This window comes from Pseudomonas sp. JE3303 (assembly GCF_056312565.1).
Genome location: NZ_JBWGIF010000003.1, coordinates 17770 through 32744, shown reverse-complemented (window position 1 = coordinate 32744; position 14975 = coordinate 17770). Strand labels below are relative to the sequence as shown.

19 protein-coding genes are annotated in these 14975 nt (G+C 59.5%); 8 read left to right on the top strand and 11 right to left on the bottom strand.

Annotated elements, in window-relative coordinates; translation table 11 throughout:
* Positions 1 to 62 precede the first annotated feature (62 nt).
* A complete protein-coding gene (locus AC0ZZU_RS05580) occupies positions 63 to 575 on the top strand; it encodes a DUF3016 domain-containing protein (RefSeq protein WP_476339531.1) in 513 nt (170 codons plus the stop codon).
* A 54-nt stretch (positions 576 to 629) separates the two neighbouring features.
* Here AC0ZZU_RS05580 and AC0ZZU_RS05575 read toward each other — a convergent pair whose 3' ends face one another.
* Entirely contained in the window at positions 630 to 1130 is a 501-nt protein-coding gene (locus AC0ZZU_RS05575) for a methylated-DNA--[protein]-cysteine S-methyltransferase (RefSeq protein WP_476339530.1), read from the bottom strand.
* 327 nt (positions 1131 to 1457) lie between these two features.
* Positions 1458 to 1694, bottom strand: a complete 237-nt coding sequence (locus AC0ZZU_RS05570) for a hypothetical protein (protein ID WP_476339529.1) — start codon at positions 1692 to 1694, stop codon at positions 1458 to 1460.
* A 507-nt stretch (positions 1695 to 2201) separates the two neighbouring features.
* On the opposite strand from AC0ZZU_RS05570, the gene AC0ZZU_RS05565 reads away from it, so the two are divergent.
* Entirely contained in the window at positions 2202 to 2387 is a 186-nt protein-coding gene (locus AC0ZZU_RS05565) for a hypothetical protein (RefSeq protein WP_476339528.1), read from the top strand.
* A gap of 411 nt (positions 2388 to 2798) precedes the next feature.
* Here the strand turns inward: AC0ZZU_RS05565 and AC0ZZU_RS05560 are convergent, their stop codons facing one another.
* Entirely contained in the window at positions 2799 to 3053 is a 255-nt protein-coding gene (locus AC0ZZU_RS05560; RefSeq protein ID WP_476339527.1) for a hypothetical protein, read from the bottom strand.
* A 158-nt stretch (positions 3054 to 3211) separates the two neighbouring features.
* Here AC0ZZU_RS05560 and AC0ZZU_RS05555 point away from each other — a divergent pair, with 158 nt between their 5' ends.
* From AC0ZZU_RS05555 to AC0ZZU_RS05545, 3 genes are all read left to right on the top strand, one after another.
* Complete coding sequence (locus AC0ZZU_RS05555; protein WP_476339526.1) at positions 3212 to 3388, top strand: hypothetical protein; 177 nt, start codon at positions 3212 to 3214, stop codon at positions 3386 to 3388.
* Positions 3389 to 3420: 32 nt separating this feature from the next.
* Positions 3421 to 5007, top strand: a complete 1587-nt coding sequence (locus tag AC0ZZU_RS05550) for an ABC-F family ATPase (protein WP_476339525.1) — start codon at positions 3421 to 3423, stop codon at positions 5005 to 5007.
* Between the two features lie 141 nt (positions 5008 to 5148).
* Positions 5149 to 6366 carry an MFS transporter gene (locus tag AC0ZZU_RS05545; RefSeq protein ID WP_476339524.1) on the top strand — a complete coding sequence of 406 codons (1218 nt, stop codon included), beginning with the start codon at positions 5149 to 5151 and terminating at the stop codon, positions 6364 to 6366.
* 81 nt (positions 6367 to 6447) lie between these two features.
* Here the strand turns inward: AC0ZZU_RS05545 and AC0ZZU_RS05540 are convergent, their stop codons facing one another.
* The gene (locus AC0ZZU_RS05540; RefSeq protein WP_476339523.1) at positions 6448 to 7059 is read right to left on the bottom strand and encodes an FMN-dependent NADH-azoreductase; all 612 of its coding nucleotides are present in this window, start codon (positions 7057 to 7059) and stop codon (positions 6448 to 6450) included.
* A 130-nt stretch (positions 7060 to 7189) separates the two neighbouring features.
* Between AC0ZZU_RS05540 and AC0ZZU_RS05535 the strand changes: the two genes are divergently transcribed.
* Entirely contained in the window at positions 7190 to 8092 is a 903-nt protein-coding gene (locus tag AC0ZZU_RS05535; protein WP_476339522.1) for a LysR substrate-binding domain-containing protein, read from the top strand.
* 153 nt (positions 8093 to 8245) lie between these two features.
* On the opposite strand, the gene AC0ZZU_RS05530 is transcribed toward AC0ZZU_RS05535, so the two are convergent.
* Complete coding sequence (locus AC0ZZU_RS05530; protein WP_476339521.1) at positions 8246 to 8500, bottom strand: hypothetical protein; 255 nt, start codon at positions 8498 to 8500, stop codon at positions 8246 to 8248.
* Positions 8501 to 8768: 268 nt separating this feature from the next.
* Between AC0ZZU_RS05530 and AC0ZZU_RS05525 the strand changes: the two genes are divergently transcribed.
* Positions 8769 to 9002, top strand: a complete 234-nt coding sequence (locus AC0ZZU_RS05525) for a hypothetical protein (RefSeq protein ID WP_476339520.1) — start codon at positions 8769 to 8771, stop codon at positions 9000 to 9002.
* 21 nt (positions 9003 to 9023) lie between these two features.
* On the top strand, positions 9024 to 9314 hold the full coding sequence (locus AC0ZZU_RS05520) for a DUF3077 domain-containing protein (RefSeq protein WP_224789800.1): 291 nt from the start codon (positions 9024 to 9026) through the stop codon (positions 9312 to 9314).
* 186 nt (positions 9315 to 9500) lie between these two features.
* On the opposite strand, the gene AC0ZZU_RS05515 is transcribed toward AC0ZZU_RS05520, so the two are convergent.
* From AC0ZZU_RS05515 to AC0ZZU_RS05490, 6 genes are read right to left on the bottom strand one after another with little or no spacing between them, the layout of a single operon-like run.
* Positions 9501 to 10694 carry an ABC transporter substrate-binding protein gene (locus tag AC0ZZU_RS05515; RefSeq protein WP_476339519.1) on the bottom strand — a complete coding sequence of 398 codons (1194 nt, stop codon included), beginning with the start codon at positions 10692 to 10694 and terminating at the stop codon, positions 9501 to 9503.
* A complete protein-coding gene (locus AC0ZZU_RS05510; RefSeq protein ID WP_476339518.1) occupies positions 10691 to 11680 on the bottom strand; it encodes a CobW family GTP-binding protein in 990 nt (329 codons plus the stop codon). The genes AC0ZZU_RS05515 and AC0ZZU_RS05510 overlap by 4 nt, the downstream gene beginning before the upstream one ends.
* On the bottom strand, positions 11677 to 11976 hold the full coding sequence (locus AC0ZZU_RS05505; RefSeq protein WP_476339517.1) for a hypothetical protein: 300 nt from the start codon (positions 11974 to 11976) through the stop codon (positions 11677 to 11679). Before AC0ZZU_RS05505 ends, AC0ZZU_RS05510 begins: the two co-directional genes overlap by 4 nt.
* An 8-nt stretch (positions 11977 to 11984) precedes the next feature.
* Positions 11985 to 12734 carry an SDR family NAD(P)-dependent oxidoreductase gene (locus tag AC0ZZU_RS05500; protein ID WP_476339516.1) on the bottom strand — a complete coding sequence of 250 codons (750 nt, stop codon included), beginning with the start codon at positions 12732 to 12734 and terminating at the stop codon, positions 11985 to 11987.
* 49 nt (positions 12735 to 12783) lie between these two features.
* Positions 12784 to 13545 carry an SDR family NAD(P)-dependent oxidoreductase gene (locus AC0ZZU_RS05495; protein ID WP_476339515.1) on the bottom strand — a complete coding sequence of 254 codons (762 nt, stop codon included), beginning with the start codon at positions 13543 to 13545 and terminating at the stop codon, positions 12784 to 12786.
* Between the two features lie 15 nt (positions 13546 to 13560).
* Positions 13561 to 14919 (bottom strand): MFS transporter, encoded by a 1359-nt coding sequence (locus tag AC0ZZU_RS05490; RefSeq protein ID WP_476339514.1) that lies wholly within the window; start codon positions 14917 to 14919, stop codon positions 13561 to 13563.
* Positions 14920 to 14975: the final 56 nt, after the last annotated feature.

The following is a 14975-nucleotide window of genomic DNA, read 5'->3' as shown; positions in this document are numbered from 1 at the left end:
GCTACGACACAGGCGACAGGCGTAGAATGGACAAGCAAGCAGTCCCTTCCCGGAGGTCCATCATGCGTCCCATCCTGACCTGCGCCGCGCTGTTGCTGATGGCATGCAACAGCATGGCACAAACCAGCACGCCTTCACCGGTCGAGGTGCGTTTCGACCATCCGGAGAAATTCCGTGATGCCAGCCTCGGCAGCCAGGGTTACGAGCGCGGTGCTGATGACGAGGTAATGAAGACGCTCACCCTGCACCTGCAGAAACTTGGAGCGCGCTACCTCAAGCCTGGCCAGCAATTGACCATCGACATCCGCGACATCGACCTGGCCGGGCGCTACGAGCCATGGCACAGCCGCGCCTACGATGTGCGGTTCATGCGCGATATCACCTGGCCGGTGATCGAGTTGCACTACACTCTGTCGCAACCCGGGCACCCTGCACAGCAGGCCGAGGAACGCGTCAGCGACAAGATGTACCTCAGCCGCCCAGGCCGCCAGACCAGCAATGACAGGCTCTATGCGGAAAAAGCCATGCTGGGCGACTGGTTCCGAGAACGTTTCGGTGCTGCGCCCTCCTCCTGAAACTCCAGTGCCAAGGACGACAACCCAGAAGCGCTGCCAGTCTCTGCCCGAGCCTCAGAATGCCAATGCCAGGCTTTGCCTGCCTTCGAGCGCCAGCAGGAACTGTTTTGCCTGCAATCCGCCAGCAAAGCCAGTGAGGCCACCGGATGCGCCGATCACCCGGTGACACGGCGCGATAATGGAAATCGGATTACGTCCGTTGGCCGCTCCCACCGCGCGAACTGCTGCGGGCTTTCCCACCAATCGTGCGATCTCGCCGTAGCTGCGGGTCTCGCCAAACGGAATGGTGAGCAGCGCGGCCCACACCTCGCGCTGAAAGTCAGTGCCCACGAAGTCCAGGTCCAGGTCGAAGTGCACACGCTGGCCGGCAAAATATTCATTCAACTGCACAGCTGTTTCCAGCAGTACGGGATGGCTTGCGTCAGCGTGCAGATCTCCCAGGCGTACTCGGTTGGCGCGCTCCTCCTCCCATAACACAGCCGCCAGCTTGTCGCCGCGCGCCACCAGCGTCAGGGCGCCGACGGGTGAAGGGAGAACGGCGAAGGCATTGGACATGGGTACGCTCCATTGGCCGGCAGGGGTAAGTGACGAACAAGGTACTGAGATTGAAGCGGGGGCGCATCCGGTTTCTTGCGGGCAATCGGAGAGCACATAAAAAAGCCCGCCTTGCGGCGGGCAAAAAAGAGCAGGCTTGCAACAATTCGAGGGTTAATCGTTAGGCAGCGGCATGTCCTTTTCAGCAGGGTACTGCTCAGGCTCATCAGGCAAGCCACGAGGTATCGATTCTGGCGCAGGCTTCTCTGCAGGATTCATGGGGCTTACCGGCTCAGGACTGGCCGGCTGTGTTCCTGGGGACGCAGGACTGATCATGATCGGCTCCGGTCAGCGCGGGTTGGGCTGGTCGTCCAGCTCACCGTTGTCGGTTTCCTCGCGGACACGCTCCGGATCGAGGCCGGTGCTCTGGTCATCCAGTGGACGCTGGCCTTCAGTGTCGGGCAACTCCTCCACGCCAGGCTCGCGGGAAGGATTTACATCGGTACGGCCAGGGCTAAGGGGATCAGGCGAAAATGGTGCAGGATCATCTGGGGAAACAGCTTCAACTTCGGGAATTGTCTTCATTACTGCGCTCCTGTGCGTACCGGACCTGTACACCTTGGAGGCGGGTGATCTGGCGGTGGTTCGACTGGATTGCCTACCGCTCATCCGATCCAACCGGATGGCACATCGCCTGGAAATCAAAGTGAATTCCTGACATGGGGGACAAGTCAAGAACCTTGAGCACAGCAATCTGACGAGGTAACAGTGATGACTATCGAAGCAGAGACACTCGCCCAGCTCACCGAGGCCCTTGAAAAACGCGGCCTCAAACGAGTATCGGACGTGGCCTTCATACGGGCGCCCTACCGATGCAACCATAAATGGACCTGCTCTGTACGGTGAACGGCCGCAGGCACCTTGACGGAGAACACGGCGAGCAGTACCAGCCGGGCCAACCCAGTTTGCGCTGCTCGCCGCAGGTTCTCGACAATGCGGCGGTACTTGTCCCAGAGCAATAACTGGGCGACGGTCCAAGGATAAGGTAACCAGCCTCGTTAGCGGCATGGACGCCTTAGCCAAGAGAAGCCAATGGACCAGTTCTACGCCTACGCAGTTGCCCTTCAAGAACAGCTCGTCACCTTGCGCCTGAAACGCGACTCCCTCAAAGCGGAAGGTGAGCTTCTTAAATATCACAGGCTCGCGCAGATCATTGCCGAGATCGAGCAGGTACTGGAAAATCTGGCTCCGATGATCAAGCCTCCGACCGTGCACTGAGCAGCATGTGCCGCAAGCGCGTCAGCACGCGCTAAAAATGCACATGGCAGGTCAGCGGTTGTTCCCCGACTACTGAATGACCAGGAACGCGAGCACCCGCTTTACCAGCGGCCAGGGCTTGAGCGCGGTGATGTGTTCCAGGATGCGGTGGGAGTTGCCCATGACACTTGCGACCGAGATGTAGACGAACCACTTGCGGACCAGTCTTGAAACCTTTCTTCTGATGTATCGCGGCAATCAGTACGTCCAACCCTATATGTCCTGCCCCAAAAACGAGAAAGTCCGACACAGGTCGGACTTCACGCCACTCCTCCATACGCACGGGAATGACAGGATCGCGCGATAGTGCTGATGCTTGCAGGGGGAGTCAAGCAGCATTCCACATTCCTCCCTCCCGGTCTTGCACAGCGCCTACTCCGCGTCGATCAGGCTGTCCGTGCGGGCACTTCCGTTGTCCCGTTTCGTGAGGGCGTCCTGGTCCGAGCCTGGGTTTCCCGGAGGAGGATTCCAGTCCTCGGGTCTCTTCTCGGTTTGCGGCTGTTCGGTGCCCTGCTTGGGTTCGGACTTGGCTTGCTCGATGCCGGAACCGTGACCCTCCCCAGTATCCGCAGGCTTCTCTGCCGGTCCAGGATAAGCGGCTTCGGGTCCGTTGTTTTCAATCGCCATGACGACTCTCCCCTTTTGGCGCAGGACATCTGCGCATACGGTTCTGAGAAGGTGGATGGGAGGGAAGTGCCCCGGTCTCGACGAGTGGCAGGAAACGCCTGCTGGCGAAGCGGATGATGGTGATCACTTCCGAGACAAGCAAAGGGAGGCTGTGGATCATGCAGTCAAGTGTTACAATCCGCCGCTTCAAACCCGCGCGTGAAGCGCTGGGCATCTGTGAACGCCGCAGTACACCACCGCCACACCTACGCAACCTGTGCCTCATGGCTGGGATGAGCCCCGCGTTCATCGCGACTCCGCTCGGGCCTGGCGTCGAGATGTTGCTGGGCGCCTAAATACACCTCTAGAACCCCCGCAGGACAAGCACTTGATTTCTACTGCTAACATCACGATGCAATTCGGCGCCAAGCCGCTGTTCGAGAACGTCTCGGTCAAGTTCAACAACGGCAACCGCTATGGCCTGATCGGCGCCAACGGCTGCGGCAAGTCGACCTTCATGAAAATCCTCGGCGGCGACCTCGAGCCCTCGGGCGGCCAGGTGATGCTCGAGCCGAACACCCGCCTGGGCAAGCTGCGCCAGGACCAGTTCGCCTATGAGCAATTCACCGTCATCGACACGGTGATCATGGGCCACGAGCAGCTGTGGAAGGTCAAGGCCGAGCGTGACCGTATCTACTCGCTGCCCGAGATGACCGAGGACGACGGCATGGCCGTTGCCGAACTCGAGACCGAATTCGCCGAGATGGACGGCTACACCGCCGAATCGCGTGCCGGTGAACTGCTGCTCGGCCTGGGTATCCCGCTGGAACAGCACTTTGGCCCGATGAGCGAAGTCGCTCCGGGCTGGAAACTGCGCGTGCTGCTGGCCCAGTCGCTGTTCTCGGATCCGGATGTGCTGCTGCTCGATGAGCCGACCAACCACCTGGACATCAACACCATCCGCTGGCTGGAAACCATTCTCACGGCGCGTAACAGCACCATGATCATCATTTCCCACGACCGGCACTTCCTGAACAGCGTCTGCACCCACATGGCCGACCTGGACTACGGCGAGCTGCGCCTGTTCCCGGGCAACTACGACGAGTACATGACCGCGGCGACACAGTCCCGCGAGCAGCTGCTCTCGGACAACGCCAAGAAGAAAGCGCAGATCGCCGAGCTGCAGACCTTCGTCAGCCGCTTCTCGGCCAACGCCTCGAAGGCCAAGCAAGCCACCTCGCGGGCCAAGCAGATCGACAAGATCCAGCTGGCCGAGGTCAAGCCGTCGAGCCGGGTGAGCCCGTTCATTCGCTTCGAGCAGACCAAGAAACTGCACCGCCAGGCGGTCACCCTGGAGAAAATCTCCAAGGCGTTCGACGAGAAGGTGCTGTTCAAGGACTTCAGCCTCACCGTCGAAGCCGGCGAGCGCGTTGCGATCATCGGCCCCAACGGTATCGGCAAGACCACGTTGCTGCGTACGCTGTTCGGTGAGATGACTCCAGACAGCGGCGCGGTCAAGTGGACCGATAGCGCGGAAGTGGGCTACTACGCCCAGGATCACGCCCACGACTTCGAGGACGACGTGAGCCTGTTCGACTGGATGGGCCAGTGGACCCAGGGCGAGCAAGTGATCCGTGGCACGTTGGGACGCATGCTGTTCTCCAACGACGAGATCCTCAAGTCGGTCAAGGTCATTTCCGGTGGTGAGCAAGGCCGCATGCTGTTCGGCAAGCTGATCCTGCAGAAGCCGAACGTGCTGCTGATGGACGAGCCGACCAACCACCTGGACATGGAGTCGATCGAAGCGCTCAACCTGGCGCTGGAGAACTACCCGGGCACGCTGCTGTTCGTCAGCCATGACCGCGAGTTCGTATCGTCCCTGGCCACCCGCATCATCGAGCTGAGCCCAAGCGGCGTGGTCGATTTCAGCGGCACCTACGATGACTACCTTCGTAGCCAAGGCGTTGTAGTCTAAGCAAGGCCTCCAGCCTCCACTCGCGGGCGCGCCCGCGAGTGGAACGCTGCCTCGCCAACCCGACGAACAAACCGTTAGCCTGCTTTCATTTCCCCGCTACACCCGCCATCATGGTCCTACGCCCACCCGCGAACGAGCCCCATGACTGCGCATCAGCCTGCCTCCGTCAGCACCTCCTCGATCACTCTGCAGATCCTGTCGATAGTCTTCTACACCTTCATTGCCTTTCTCTGCATCGGCCTGCCGATAGCCGTACTGCCTGCCTATGTGCACGACCAGCTGGGCTTTGGCGCGGTAATCGCCGGGGTAACCATCGGCCTGCAATACCTGGCGACACTGGTCAGCCGTCCCTTCGCTGGGCGAATCGTGGATAACCTGGGCGGCAAGCGGGCGATCCGCTACGGGTTGTATGGCATCGCTGCCTGCGGGGTGGTGACGCTGCTCTCGGCCTGGACGCTCAGCCTACCGGTGCTCAGCCTGAGCTTTTTGCTCGCAGGGCGCCTGCTGCTGGGTATCGCCCAGGGTCTTATTGGTGTCGCGACGCTTAGCTGGGGAATCGGCCAGGTGGGTGCGGAACACACGGCGCGGGTGATCTCATGGAACGGCATCGCCTCCTATGGCGCCATCGCCATTGGTGCGCCAGTGGGCGTACTGCTGGTGGATGCCCTCGATTTCAGCGTGCTCGGCCCGGCCTTGCTGGTACTTGCACTGCTGGCGCTGCCCATGCTGCGCAAGGGCAAGGAAGCCGCGGTGGTGCGCGGTGAGCGCCTGCCGTTCTGGTCCGCGTTCGTGCGGGTTGCGCCCTGCGGGATGGGGTTGACGCTGGCGTCGATCGGTTACGGCACACTGACCACGTTCGTCACGCTCTATTATCTGGAGCGCGGCTGGCTTGGGGCCGCGTTGTGCCTGAGTGCATTTGGCGTGTGCTTCATCGTTTCCCGGCTGCTGTTCGTCAATGCCGTGAACCGCTTTGGCGGGTACAACGTGGCCGTTGCGTGCATGGCTACCGAAGTGTTGGGCCTGGCGCTGCTGTGGCTCGCGCCCTCCCCGACCTGGGCACTGGCGGGTGCGGGGTTGACGGGTTTTGGCTTGTCGCTGGTCTATCCGGCGCTGGGGGTCGAGGCAATCAAGCGAGTCCCTGGGAGCAGCCGGGGCGCGGCGCTTGGGGCTTATGCAGTGTTCTTCGACCTGGCGCTGGCGATTGCGGGTCCGGTGATGGGAGCGGTGGCCGTGCGCCTGGGGTATGGCTCGATCTTCTGCGTTGCGGCGTTGCTGGCGTTGCTGGGGGTGGGGTTGACGCTGGTGTTGTCGAGGCGCGGGCGGGTGATTAATAAACCTGGTGCTGCGCCGGCATCTTGATCGCAGAGAGATATGCATACCGGCGCCAGGTGTTGCGAAAGGGCCGCGCCGCGGCCCAGTCCCGCATTTACACGCTCAAGCTCAAGCCGCCACGAACAGCTCGTTGGCAATCACGGCCTGCGCAGCCTCGATAGCCTGCACGCGTTGCTCCGGTCCATAGGCCAGACCGTGGGCACGTACGATTTCCAGCTGGGTCACACCAATAAACCCGAACAGCACCTTCAGGAAATCTTCATGCCCTACACCTGTCGGCTGCTCGGCATGCAAGCCACCTGCCGTGGAAACGATGACCACCTTCTTGTCGCCGCACAGCCCCTCAGGACCCGCCTCGGTGTAGCGGAAGGTCTGGCCCGCAACCGCCACGCGGTCGATCCAGGCCTTGAGCTGGGTGGGCACGCTGAAGTTGTACATCGGCGCTCCGATGACGACCGCGTCCGCGGCCAGGAATTCGGCGAGCGTCTCTGCACTCAACTGTGCCTCATGGGCCTGGGCAGCATCGCGCAGATCCTGCGGGGTCCCAGCGGCAACCAGGGTAGCCGCGGAGAAGTGGCTGATGGCGTCAGCAGCCAGGTCGCGGTAGACCACTTCAACGCTCGGATCCGCCGCCTTCCAGGCTTCAACGACACTGGCGCTCAACTGGCGGGAGGCGGAATTGACGCCGAGGATGCTCGAATCGATATGCAGCAGTTTCATGGGTAGCTCCTGTAATGAGGACCGCAGCTGGGCGGTGACGATGGCGACAATCCTACCGACCTGCCGAATAGCTGAAAAGACAATAAAAATGTATTACTTTGTCCCATAGGCAGGACAATGGACCTTCTCGATGCAAGACCTCAATGATCTGTTCTATTTCGCCCGCGTAGTCGAAGCCGGCGGTTTCGCCGCAGCCGGCCGAGCCTTGGGAATCCCCAAATCGCGCCTGTCGCGGCGCATCGCCGAACTCGAAGAGCGCCTGGGCACGCGATTGCTACAGCGCACGACCCGTCAGCTCAAGCTCACCGCAGTGGGCGAGCGTTACCTGGGTCACTGCCAGGCCATGCTGCTGGAAGCGGAAATGGCGGACGAAGCGGTCGCCAGCATGACCAGCGAGCCTCGCGGGCGGTTGCGGGTCTCGTGCCCGGTGGCACTGGCAACGACCTTCCTGCCGCAGGTGATCACCCGCTTTCTTGAACAGTACCCCTTGGTGCAGCTGGACATGCTGTTGGTCAACCGCCGGGTCGATCTGGTTGGCGAAGGCGTCGACGTGGCCTTGCGGGTCCGCGAGCTGGGCGATGAAGACCCGTCCCTGGTCACCCGCCGCTTGCGCCAGGCGCAGATGCAACTGGTCGCCGCACCGGGCTTCGCCGATCACGTGCAAGCGCCTGCCCAGCTTGCCCAGCTGCCGGCGCTTGGCGCGGCGGAGCCCGACCGCTTGATCCACTTGCGCTTGCACGGCCCCGACGGCCAGCAGCAAGAGCTCGCAGTGGAAGCACGGCTGTCCATCGATGATTTCGTGGTACGCAAGACTGCTGCCATGGCGGGGCTGGGTTTTACTGCCTTGCCAATCATGTACTGCGAAGCAGAACTGGAGCGTGGCGAGCTGGTGCACCTGCTGCCGGAGTGGTCACTGCCGGGCGGTTACCTGCAGGCCGTGTACACCCATCGACGCGGGGTGTTGCCCGCGGTACGGGTGTGGATCGATCATCTGGCGGCTTCGTTCGAGGCGTGCGGGGACCGCTACGTCTGAGGGTCGTCCGGCTAGCTCCGGGGCCTCGCCGCTGGTCATACCGCGTGCAGTGTGTACCTTCGCTGGCCACGCCAGCCTCAAGTCATGGCGCTGATCGGGGCACTCAAGTACCCTGCCCTTTTTGCCCCGGAAGCCAAGATGAACCGACTCGTTTTACCTGCCGCTATCTTTGCTAGTGTTCTCCTGGTCGGAAAGCTCTGCGAGCACTATGGTCTCGACACGAATCTCAAAGTAGGCCTGCTGTGCCTGGTCGCGGCAGCCGTCCAGATCGGGCTTACCCGCTATCAACGGTCGAGGCGTAACAGCGCCGGCTCGTAGATAGTAATTGATCAAACAGTACACAAAGTGTTTAAAAAAGCGATAAAACTGCAGTAAAACTTCAGACTTCGCCTCTATCTTGTAGGACATTTCCGAATTATCTTGCTACAGCCTCCTGGAGCTTGCAGTGGTCTATTTGCCGGACTAGTCTCGGCCAGTCGTTGCTCATCAACGACCGGCTTTGACAGGCTGGTGAATTAATAGACCATGTCCGCCCTGTGTTATGGCGGCTATGCGTGGGGCACCTAGGTGCGCCGGTTTTTTCTATTTTTCCCGGTCTGTCAACCCGCGTATAGCTGCCACCCTTCTGTTTGACAGCAGATTCTGGCAGCTCCTCTCGAAAAAATAGAGGTATGCCATGTTGAAGATCGTCCCAGATCCACCCGAAACAACCGATACCCCTCCCACCATTGAAGCCTTGCTTCTCCAGACCTCCGAATACCTGGTATGCGCCCTGACCGTCGCGAAACAGACGGTGCTCCTCAACCCCAAGCCCGCCGGACAGGTCATGACCCTGGCCGCGATGCATGAGATCGAGAACGCTCACAGCCTTGTTGAAATGGCATTGAGCCGGCTTCAGGTCCGCCACTGACTGTCAAACCGGAGATTACGCATGAGCACCACTATCAAGACGAAAGTGCTGAAGACGACTGGCGTCGCCACCTTTGGCGAGGGCGTCAGCGGGAAACACGCCGACCGATTGTTCAAGGTCCTGCCAGGGCATGATGCCGAATATGCCCTGGAGCAGGCGTCGGTACTGTTGAACTGCGTCTACCAGATGACCCTGGAAGCCGGCGTCGAGCACAACGGCGATATGGTCTGGGGAGCGCATTACCTCAGCGGGATGGCGAAGGCGCTGGTCGAGGATGTGGCGCACGGGATGATGTCAGGCCCGGTGCGTTAGGCGCTTGAGCAAGGTGAAGGGCGAGCGATGCTCGCCTTTTACTATTGGAGATGGTCAGCATGGCATGGCCCTTGTGATTGCCCCCATTATCACAGCATCCGCCGCTCTCCCATAATCACTGTGGAGCAGCCAGGAGAAATTCTGGCAGAGGCAACCTGGCGGCCATCAGCTAGGCCGCCATGTGGATTACGGCTCCTTCGAGCGGCCAGCTCTGAGGAAGTCAGCCCATTTGCGGACAAGGTAGTTATGTTCATCCATCACCGAGTTCCAGACGCTGATTCGGCTCACTCGCTCGGCATAGGAGCCACCTTCCCTTGTTTCCCCAGGCTCGATGAGCGGTTCATCATCACTGCCAAGCAACTGTTCGCTGGCTGGCTTGCCTTCGTACCAGTAATCCCACTCCGCAGCCGACAGGTGATCGCGAGCGCGCAGTGGATTGGAAATGTAGAAGCCTTGTCGCGCCATCATCGCCCCTGGCCAACCTGCCAACCACCAGTTCAGATAAGCGTAAGCCGCATCTTTCACCGCCCCGTCGACAGCACGAGACAACGACAAGCCGCCGAACCAGCCCCGGTAGCCTTCCTTAGGGACTGCTTGGCGATACTGAATGCCTTCGCGATGCAACTGCATCAGCGCTGGAGACCAGACACTCTCAATGTGAACGTTCGGGCCAAGCATGAGCTTGCCCGCATCACGATCATCAGACCAGAAGGCCGCGAAATGCCCTTGGCGCTGGAGCTTGATGAGTACATCAGCAAGCTCATCGATCTCATCCAGCCGAAGGTTGGCAATTACGTCGAACTTGGCCAAGCCCTTTGCCTGCACTGCCAACGCCGCGTCTAGCGCTCCAATGGCTGCATCGCTCTGCAAAGCCACATGACCGCACCAGCTGGGGTCAACAAGCCAAGACCAACTCTCGTTCTCGATGGCAAACCCTGGAGGAAGAAGGTCTGGTCTGTAGGCAAAGCTGTCTGCATTGTGCGTGAGCGGTAGCATGCTGATGGAGTCAGTCGGGCGATTGGCCAAGCTACGATCATGTTGAACGTACAAACGGTCGCAAGGCAGACTACCGCCCGCTAGCTCATCGTCAGCGTGAAGCCTGCCCCGTTTGGCCAAGTCATTGATCTCGTTCCACAAAGCGACGCGCCTGATATCAATGGGTTGGATAGCGCCGGCTGGCCAGACAAAATCCATGCTATGGAACCATTGATCGTAAAGGTCATAGCTTTCGGGGTGCATCAACGCAATGCGCTGAACCGTTTGAACGTCGTGAATCTGGTATTCAATTCGAATGCCCAGCTCTTGCTCCGCTCGCAAGCGGATAGATTCGAGCAAGGTCACAGACGTACCCAGTACTCTCAAAGTGACGGGGCCGCTCATGCAGCACGTCCTAGACGGTGCAGGAAGGCTTCGAACGATCTACGCAGGAGCTTGGTGTCCAGATCGCGCACGATGATCACCAGACGGGATTGCCGCTCCCCACCAGGCCAGTTGGTAAGATGCACCGGCGAATGAAGGCAGTGCTGCACACCGTGGATCACGATAGGTTGTTCAGAGTCGATCACGTTCAAGATCCCTTTGACCCGGAGAATTCGTTCTCCGTGGCATCTTAACAGCATCGACAGCCATACCCCGAAGGCAAGCCAATCCAGCGGCCTGTCATACTCAAGTGCGCAGACCTGGGCTCCGCCGTGCCGAGGTTGCTTTGTAGGTGCGAAGAGCTGCCACTTGGCGACCTCATCATCTGGCTCAAGGCTTCTGAGCCCTTCGCCAAGAAGCTGCTCATCGCCTTCTCCTACGGCACTTGCCAGCGCTACCGAGGCAGACGGGTTAAGGGTTTTCAGATGATCCACCAACGGGTCAAGAACCTCTGCGCCAACCAGATCCCCTTTGCTCACCAGAAGACGATCAGCAGCTGTCACCTGGCCCAACCACTCAGGATGAATCCGTTCTTGGAGCGAGGCGTGCTGGGCGTCGACAACCGTCACCATCAGGCCAACGTGGTATCGACCTCGCAGTTGGGGATCACGCTGCAAAGTAGCAAGGATAGGGGCCGGATCCGCGAGGCCTGTCGTTTCCAGCAACACTCGACGGAAAGCAGGGATTTCCCCACGACTTCGCTTGTCATGCAGGTCGACGAGCGCTTGCTTCAAGTCTCCCCTTACCGAGCAACAGACACACCCACTTGGCAGCAGGACCGTGTCGGGAGCGATTTCCTGCACGAGAAGGTTATCGATCCCGATCTCGCCGAATTCATTGATGAGCAGAGCCGTCTCACCCATGTCCTCGTTGGCTAGCACCCGCTGCAACAAGGTTGTTTTTCCACTGCCCAGAAAGCCGGTCAGCACATTGATTTGAAGGCTCATGCCGGCGCCTCCAGGTGATCGAGAATTCTCGGATCAAGAGGATCAAGCTTGCGTCCCAGAATCTCCTCGGCTGTCTGCCAGAGCTGCTCCAGGCCTGTAGCAATATCTTGTTTTCCTGTAGGGCCCTGAACCAGATAAGAAGCGCCTTGGACGTCGCTGACTTTGAGCCTGAAGGGTGCTACCACCGTGTTGATCGAAGCGATTCGCCGCAAGCGCTCGCGGCGACCGGGAAGGCTCATGTCTATGGGATCGCTCCAGTGAACGCCCTCACCGATAAGGCCACAAAGTCCACACATATCTCACCTCAAGGCATCACGTCGCCTGAATTCGGGTTGAGTGTTTGGCCGACGAACAGATTCCCGCCAGGCTCGGAGGCTAGCAGCACAGCGATCGGTGCCACCTCTTCAGCCTTCCCGAATCGTCCCAACGGCAACTCCTTGGCCTTGGCAGCCTTCCACTCCTGACTGATCCCTTCAACAAGCGGGGTTTCAATCGGACCTGGAGCAACGCAATTCACCAAGACATTGTCCTTGCTCACCTCCAGTGCCAAGGACTTGGTGAAGCCGATCACCCCTGCCTTCGCTGCAGCATAGTGAGTCAGTTGAGCGCCACCTTTGATGCCGAGCTGAGAGGCGATGTTGATGATGCGGCCCCATTTCTGTTCCAGCATATGAGGCAGTGCACGCTGGCTTGCAACGAATACGCTGGTCAGATCCACCCACAGCATCTCATCCCACATTTCCTGAGTGAGATCCACGCAGGACGCCTGAGTCAGCATACCGGCATTATTCACTAGAATATCGATGCCACCGAGCGCATTTACGCAGGCATCCACGCCGGCTTGAGCGCCTTCCCTACTGCCCACATCAGCGACACATTCGATCACCAGGACGCCACGGTCACGACAGTGGTTGGCAACAACGGTCAAGCGTTCGGAGTCTCGGTCACACAACACAAGCTTGGCGCCTGCATCGGCATACGCATACGCGATCGCCGCGCCGATACCGCTCCCTGCACCAGTAATAACAGCGCGTCGGTTCTGCAATAGCTTCATTCTTGTTTTCCTCGCGGTCGCAAAAGAGACCTGGCGGCGTTTTGATTTTTTACTCAGGCCAGCGCACGGTGAGACCGCCATCGATGATGATGCTCTGTCCAGTGATGTAGCTCGACTCTCGACCGGTCAGATAGCAAACCAGGTCAGCAACTTCACTTGCTCGCCCTACCCGCCCCAGAGGAATCGCTTTCCCTGCTTTGGCCAGACCATCCGCCCCTAGCGAATTCTTGCTGTCCAGCGATTGAGGAGTTTCGATCAGACCGGGAATGATGGTATTGCAACGGATGCCTTTAGCCGCAAACTCTACTGCAAGAGAGCGGCAGAGACCTGGAACGCCGGCCTTGGCAGCAGCGTAATGAGAATGGTCTTGCCACCCGTAGACACCACCCGCAATCGACGAAATTGCAACCATGGCCCCGCCTTCACCGATATGGCGGCTCGCGCTTCGGAAGGTGCGCATCACGCCAGTAAGGTCGACATTGAGCATTTCAGTCCACTGCTCATCCGACATCTCCAACAGCGGAGCTTTACGCAATAGCCCAGCGTTCGCGACGGCATAGTCGAGCCGTCCGAAATGTTCGACTGCCGCTGCGGCAATGGCGTCCATCGAGGCGCTATTGGTTACGTCCATCGCTACCATCAAGCACTCGCCGCCTTCCTCCTCTACGAGCCGCTGGGTGTGGGATGGGTCATGCGGGTCTCCTGCCAGGTACCCCCCAACCACACGCACACCTTTCTTCGCATACGCGATTGCAACCGCTTGGCCAATACCACTGGCAGCTCCGGTGATCAACGCTACGGGTTCAGACATAGCTACAGCTCCTTGTTATTTGACTGTATGGGGTTCAACGTGACGGGCTGCAAACATTACCAAGCCCGACAGGAAACAAGGCAGTGCTCCAAACCAGAGGGCAGCGCTGTGCCATTCACCACCGGTGGACAACACGCTGGTGATCCCCAGCCCAGCCACAATGGCGCCGATAGGCCCCATGGCATGCACGATCGCTCCCCCGGTTGCACGGATACTGGTGGGGAAGCTTTCACCCATGAAGAACAACATTGCGGAGTACGGGCCGGTCAGGAAGAACAGGCCCACGCTGTACAAGACGACGACGGTGATCAGATCACTTGGCGCTTGAATCATGGCGAAGAAAGCCAATCCACCACACATCCAGCCAAGAGCAACAGTATTGCGGCGGCCAATCCGATCGCCCAGCCAACCGTGAACCAGGTAGCCGATGAAACCGACCAGGTTGGACAGGACAAGGATCCACAGCGAGTTCTCGAACGACAGCTTGTGAACGCTCACGATGACTGACGTGCCCAAAACGCTGAAGACTTGAATGGCCGACCAGTTGAGGAGAACCGCCAGGCTCAAGACCAATGTCGGCCGCAGTGCTGCGCCGCGAAAGGCTGCTGCAACGCCAGCCTTGGCATGCTCGTCATAATCAACGTGGTACTCACGAGCCAGGCTGCGAGCTGCGGATTCATCACCCGCTTTGCGCAACTGGTTGATCCGCTGATGCACTTGGAACTGAGGGCTTTCTTTGAGTTTGCGAGCCAGTATCGCTACAACCAGCGCAGGCACCGCAGCAAAGATGAAGCAACCCTGCCAGCCAATGTGAGGCAGCAGCAGCGCAGTAAGACCTGCAGCAATCAACGCCCCTACTGGCCATCCACTTTGTACCAGGCTATAGACAAACCCCCGGCGTTTGATCAGCTTCGGATCGGTCGACGCTGCATACACCTCGGTAAGGTACGTCGCGTTGACCCCTTCCTCGGCATACCCCAAGCCTGCGACTGAGCGAACCGCAATCAATGGTCCTTTACCCATCCCAGCGCACACTGCAGTGAGTGCTGAGCAGAGTGCAGTACCGCCGATGGTGAAGATGATCCCGCCACGTCGCCCGATTTTATCCACGAGAGGGCCTACGGCGAACGCGACGACCGCGCCGCCGACCGCCACCCATGTGGCGATCCCCGCCTGCTCAGCTTCGCTCCAAGTGAAATGTCCGCCCATGACCGGCAGCAGAGTACCAAACAAGATAAAGTCGTAAACTGCAAATACCCAAGCAAAGAAGGCAATCCAAGTCGCATATTTGACGTCTTTGGACTCAAGTTGTACTGGCTTCCATGCACCAGGCTCGGTGACGGGTGTCGTCGTGGTGGCTTGCGTACTGGTCATATCGGCATTTCTCTTGTTTTTCTATTGCGTTTATAAACTTTCCAACCGAAGCGTCC

Excerpts from the sequence above, each read along its gene's own strand:
- AC0ZZU_RS05580 (WP_476339531.1), top strand. The coding sequence starts at position 63 with ATGCGTCCCATCCTGACCTGCGCCGCGCTGTTGCTGATGGCATGCAAC.
- AC0ZZU_RS05575 (WP_476339530.1), bottom strand. The coding sequence starts at position 1,130 with ATGTCCAATGCCTTCGCCGTTCTCCCTTCACCCGTCGGCGCCCTGACG.
- AC0ZZU_RS05570 (WP_476339529.1), bottom strand. The coding sequence starts at position 1,694 with ATGAAGACAATTCCCGAAGTTGAAGCTGTTTCCCCAGATGATCCTGCA.
- AC0ZZU_RS05565 (WP_476339528.1), top strand. The coding sequence starts at position 2,202 with ATGGACCAGTTCTACGCCTACGCAGTTGCCCTTCAAGAACAGCTCGTC.
- AC0ZZU_RS05560 (WP_476339527.1), bottom strand. The coding sequence starts at position 3,053 with ATGGCGATTGAAAACAACGGACCCGAAGCCGCTTATCCTGGACCGGCA.
- AC0ZZU_RS05555 (WP_476339526.1), top strand. The coding sequence starts at position 3,212 with ATGCAGTCAAGTGTTACAATCCGCCGCTTCAAACCCGCGCGTGAAGCG.
- AC0ZZU_RS05545 (WP_476339524.1), top strand. The coding sequence starts at position 5,149 with ATGACTGCGCATCAGCCTGCCTCCGTCAGCACCTCCTCGATCACTCTG.
- AC0ZZU_RS05540 (WP_476339523.1), bottom strand. The coding sequence starts at position 7,059 with ATGAAACTGCTGCATATCGATTCGAGCATCCTCGGCGTCAATTCCGCC.
- AC0ZZU_RS05535 (WP_476339522.1), top strand. The coding sequence starts at position 7,190 with ATGCAAGACCTCAATGATCTGTTCTATTTCGCCCGCGTAGTCGAAGCC.
- AC0ZZU_RS05530 (WP_476339521.1), bottom strand. The coding sequence starts at position 8,500 with ATGTCCTACAAGATAGAGGCGAAGTCTGAAGTTTTACTGCAGTTTTAT.
- AC0ZZU_RS05525 (WP_476339520.1), top strand. The coding sequence starts at position 8,769 with ATGTTGAAGATCGTCCCAGATCCACCCGAAACAACCGATACCCCTCCC.
- AC0ZZU_RS05520 (WP_224789800.1), top strand. The coding sequence starts at position 9,024 with ATGAGCACCACTATCAAGACGAAAGTGCTGAAGACGACTGGCGTCGCC.
- AC0ZZU_RS05515 (WP_476339519.1), bottom strand. The coding sequence starts at position 10,694 with ATGAGCGGCCCCGTCACTTTGAGAGTACTGGGTACGTCTGTGACCTTG.
- AC0ZZU_RS05510 (WP_476339518.1), bottom strand. The coding sequence starts at position 11,680 with ATGAGCCTTCAAATCAATGTGCTGACCGGCTTTCTGGGCAGTGGAAAA.
- AC0ZZU_RS05505 (WP_476339517.1), bottom strand. The coding sequence starts at position 11,976 with ATGTGTGGACTTTGTGGCCTTATCGGTGAGGGCGTTCACTGGAGCGAT.
- AC0ZZU_RS05500 (WP_476339516.1), bottom strand. The coding sequence starts at position 12,734 with ATGAAGCTATTGCAGAACCGACGCGCTGTTATTACTGGTGCAGGGAGC.
- AC0ZZU_RS05495 (WP_476339515.1), bottom strand. The coding sequence starts at position 13,545 with ATGTCTGAACCCGTAGCGTTGATCACCGGAGCTGCCAGTGGTATTGGC.
- AC0ZZU_RS05490 (WP_476339514.1), bottom strand. The coding sequence starts at position 14,919 with ATGACCAGTACGCAAGCCACCACGACGACACCCGTCACCGAGCCTGGT.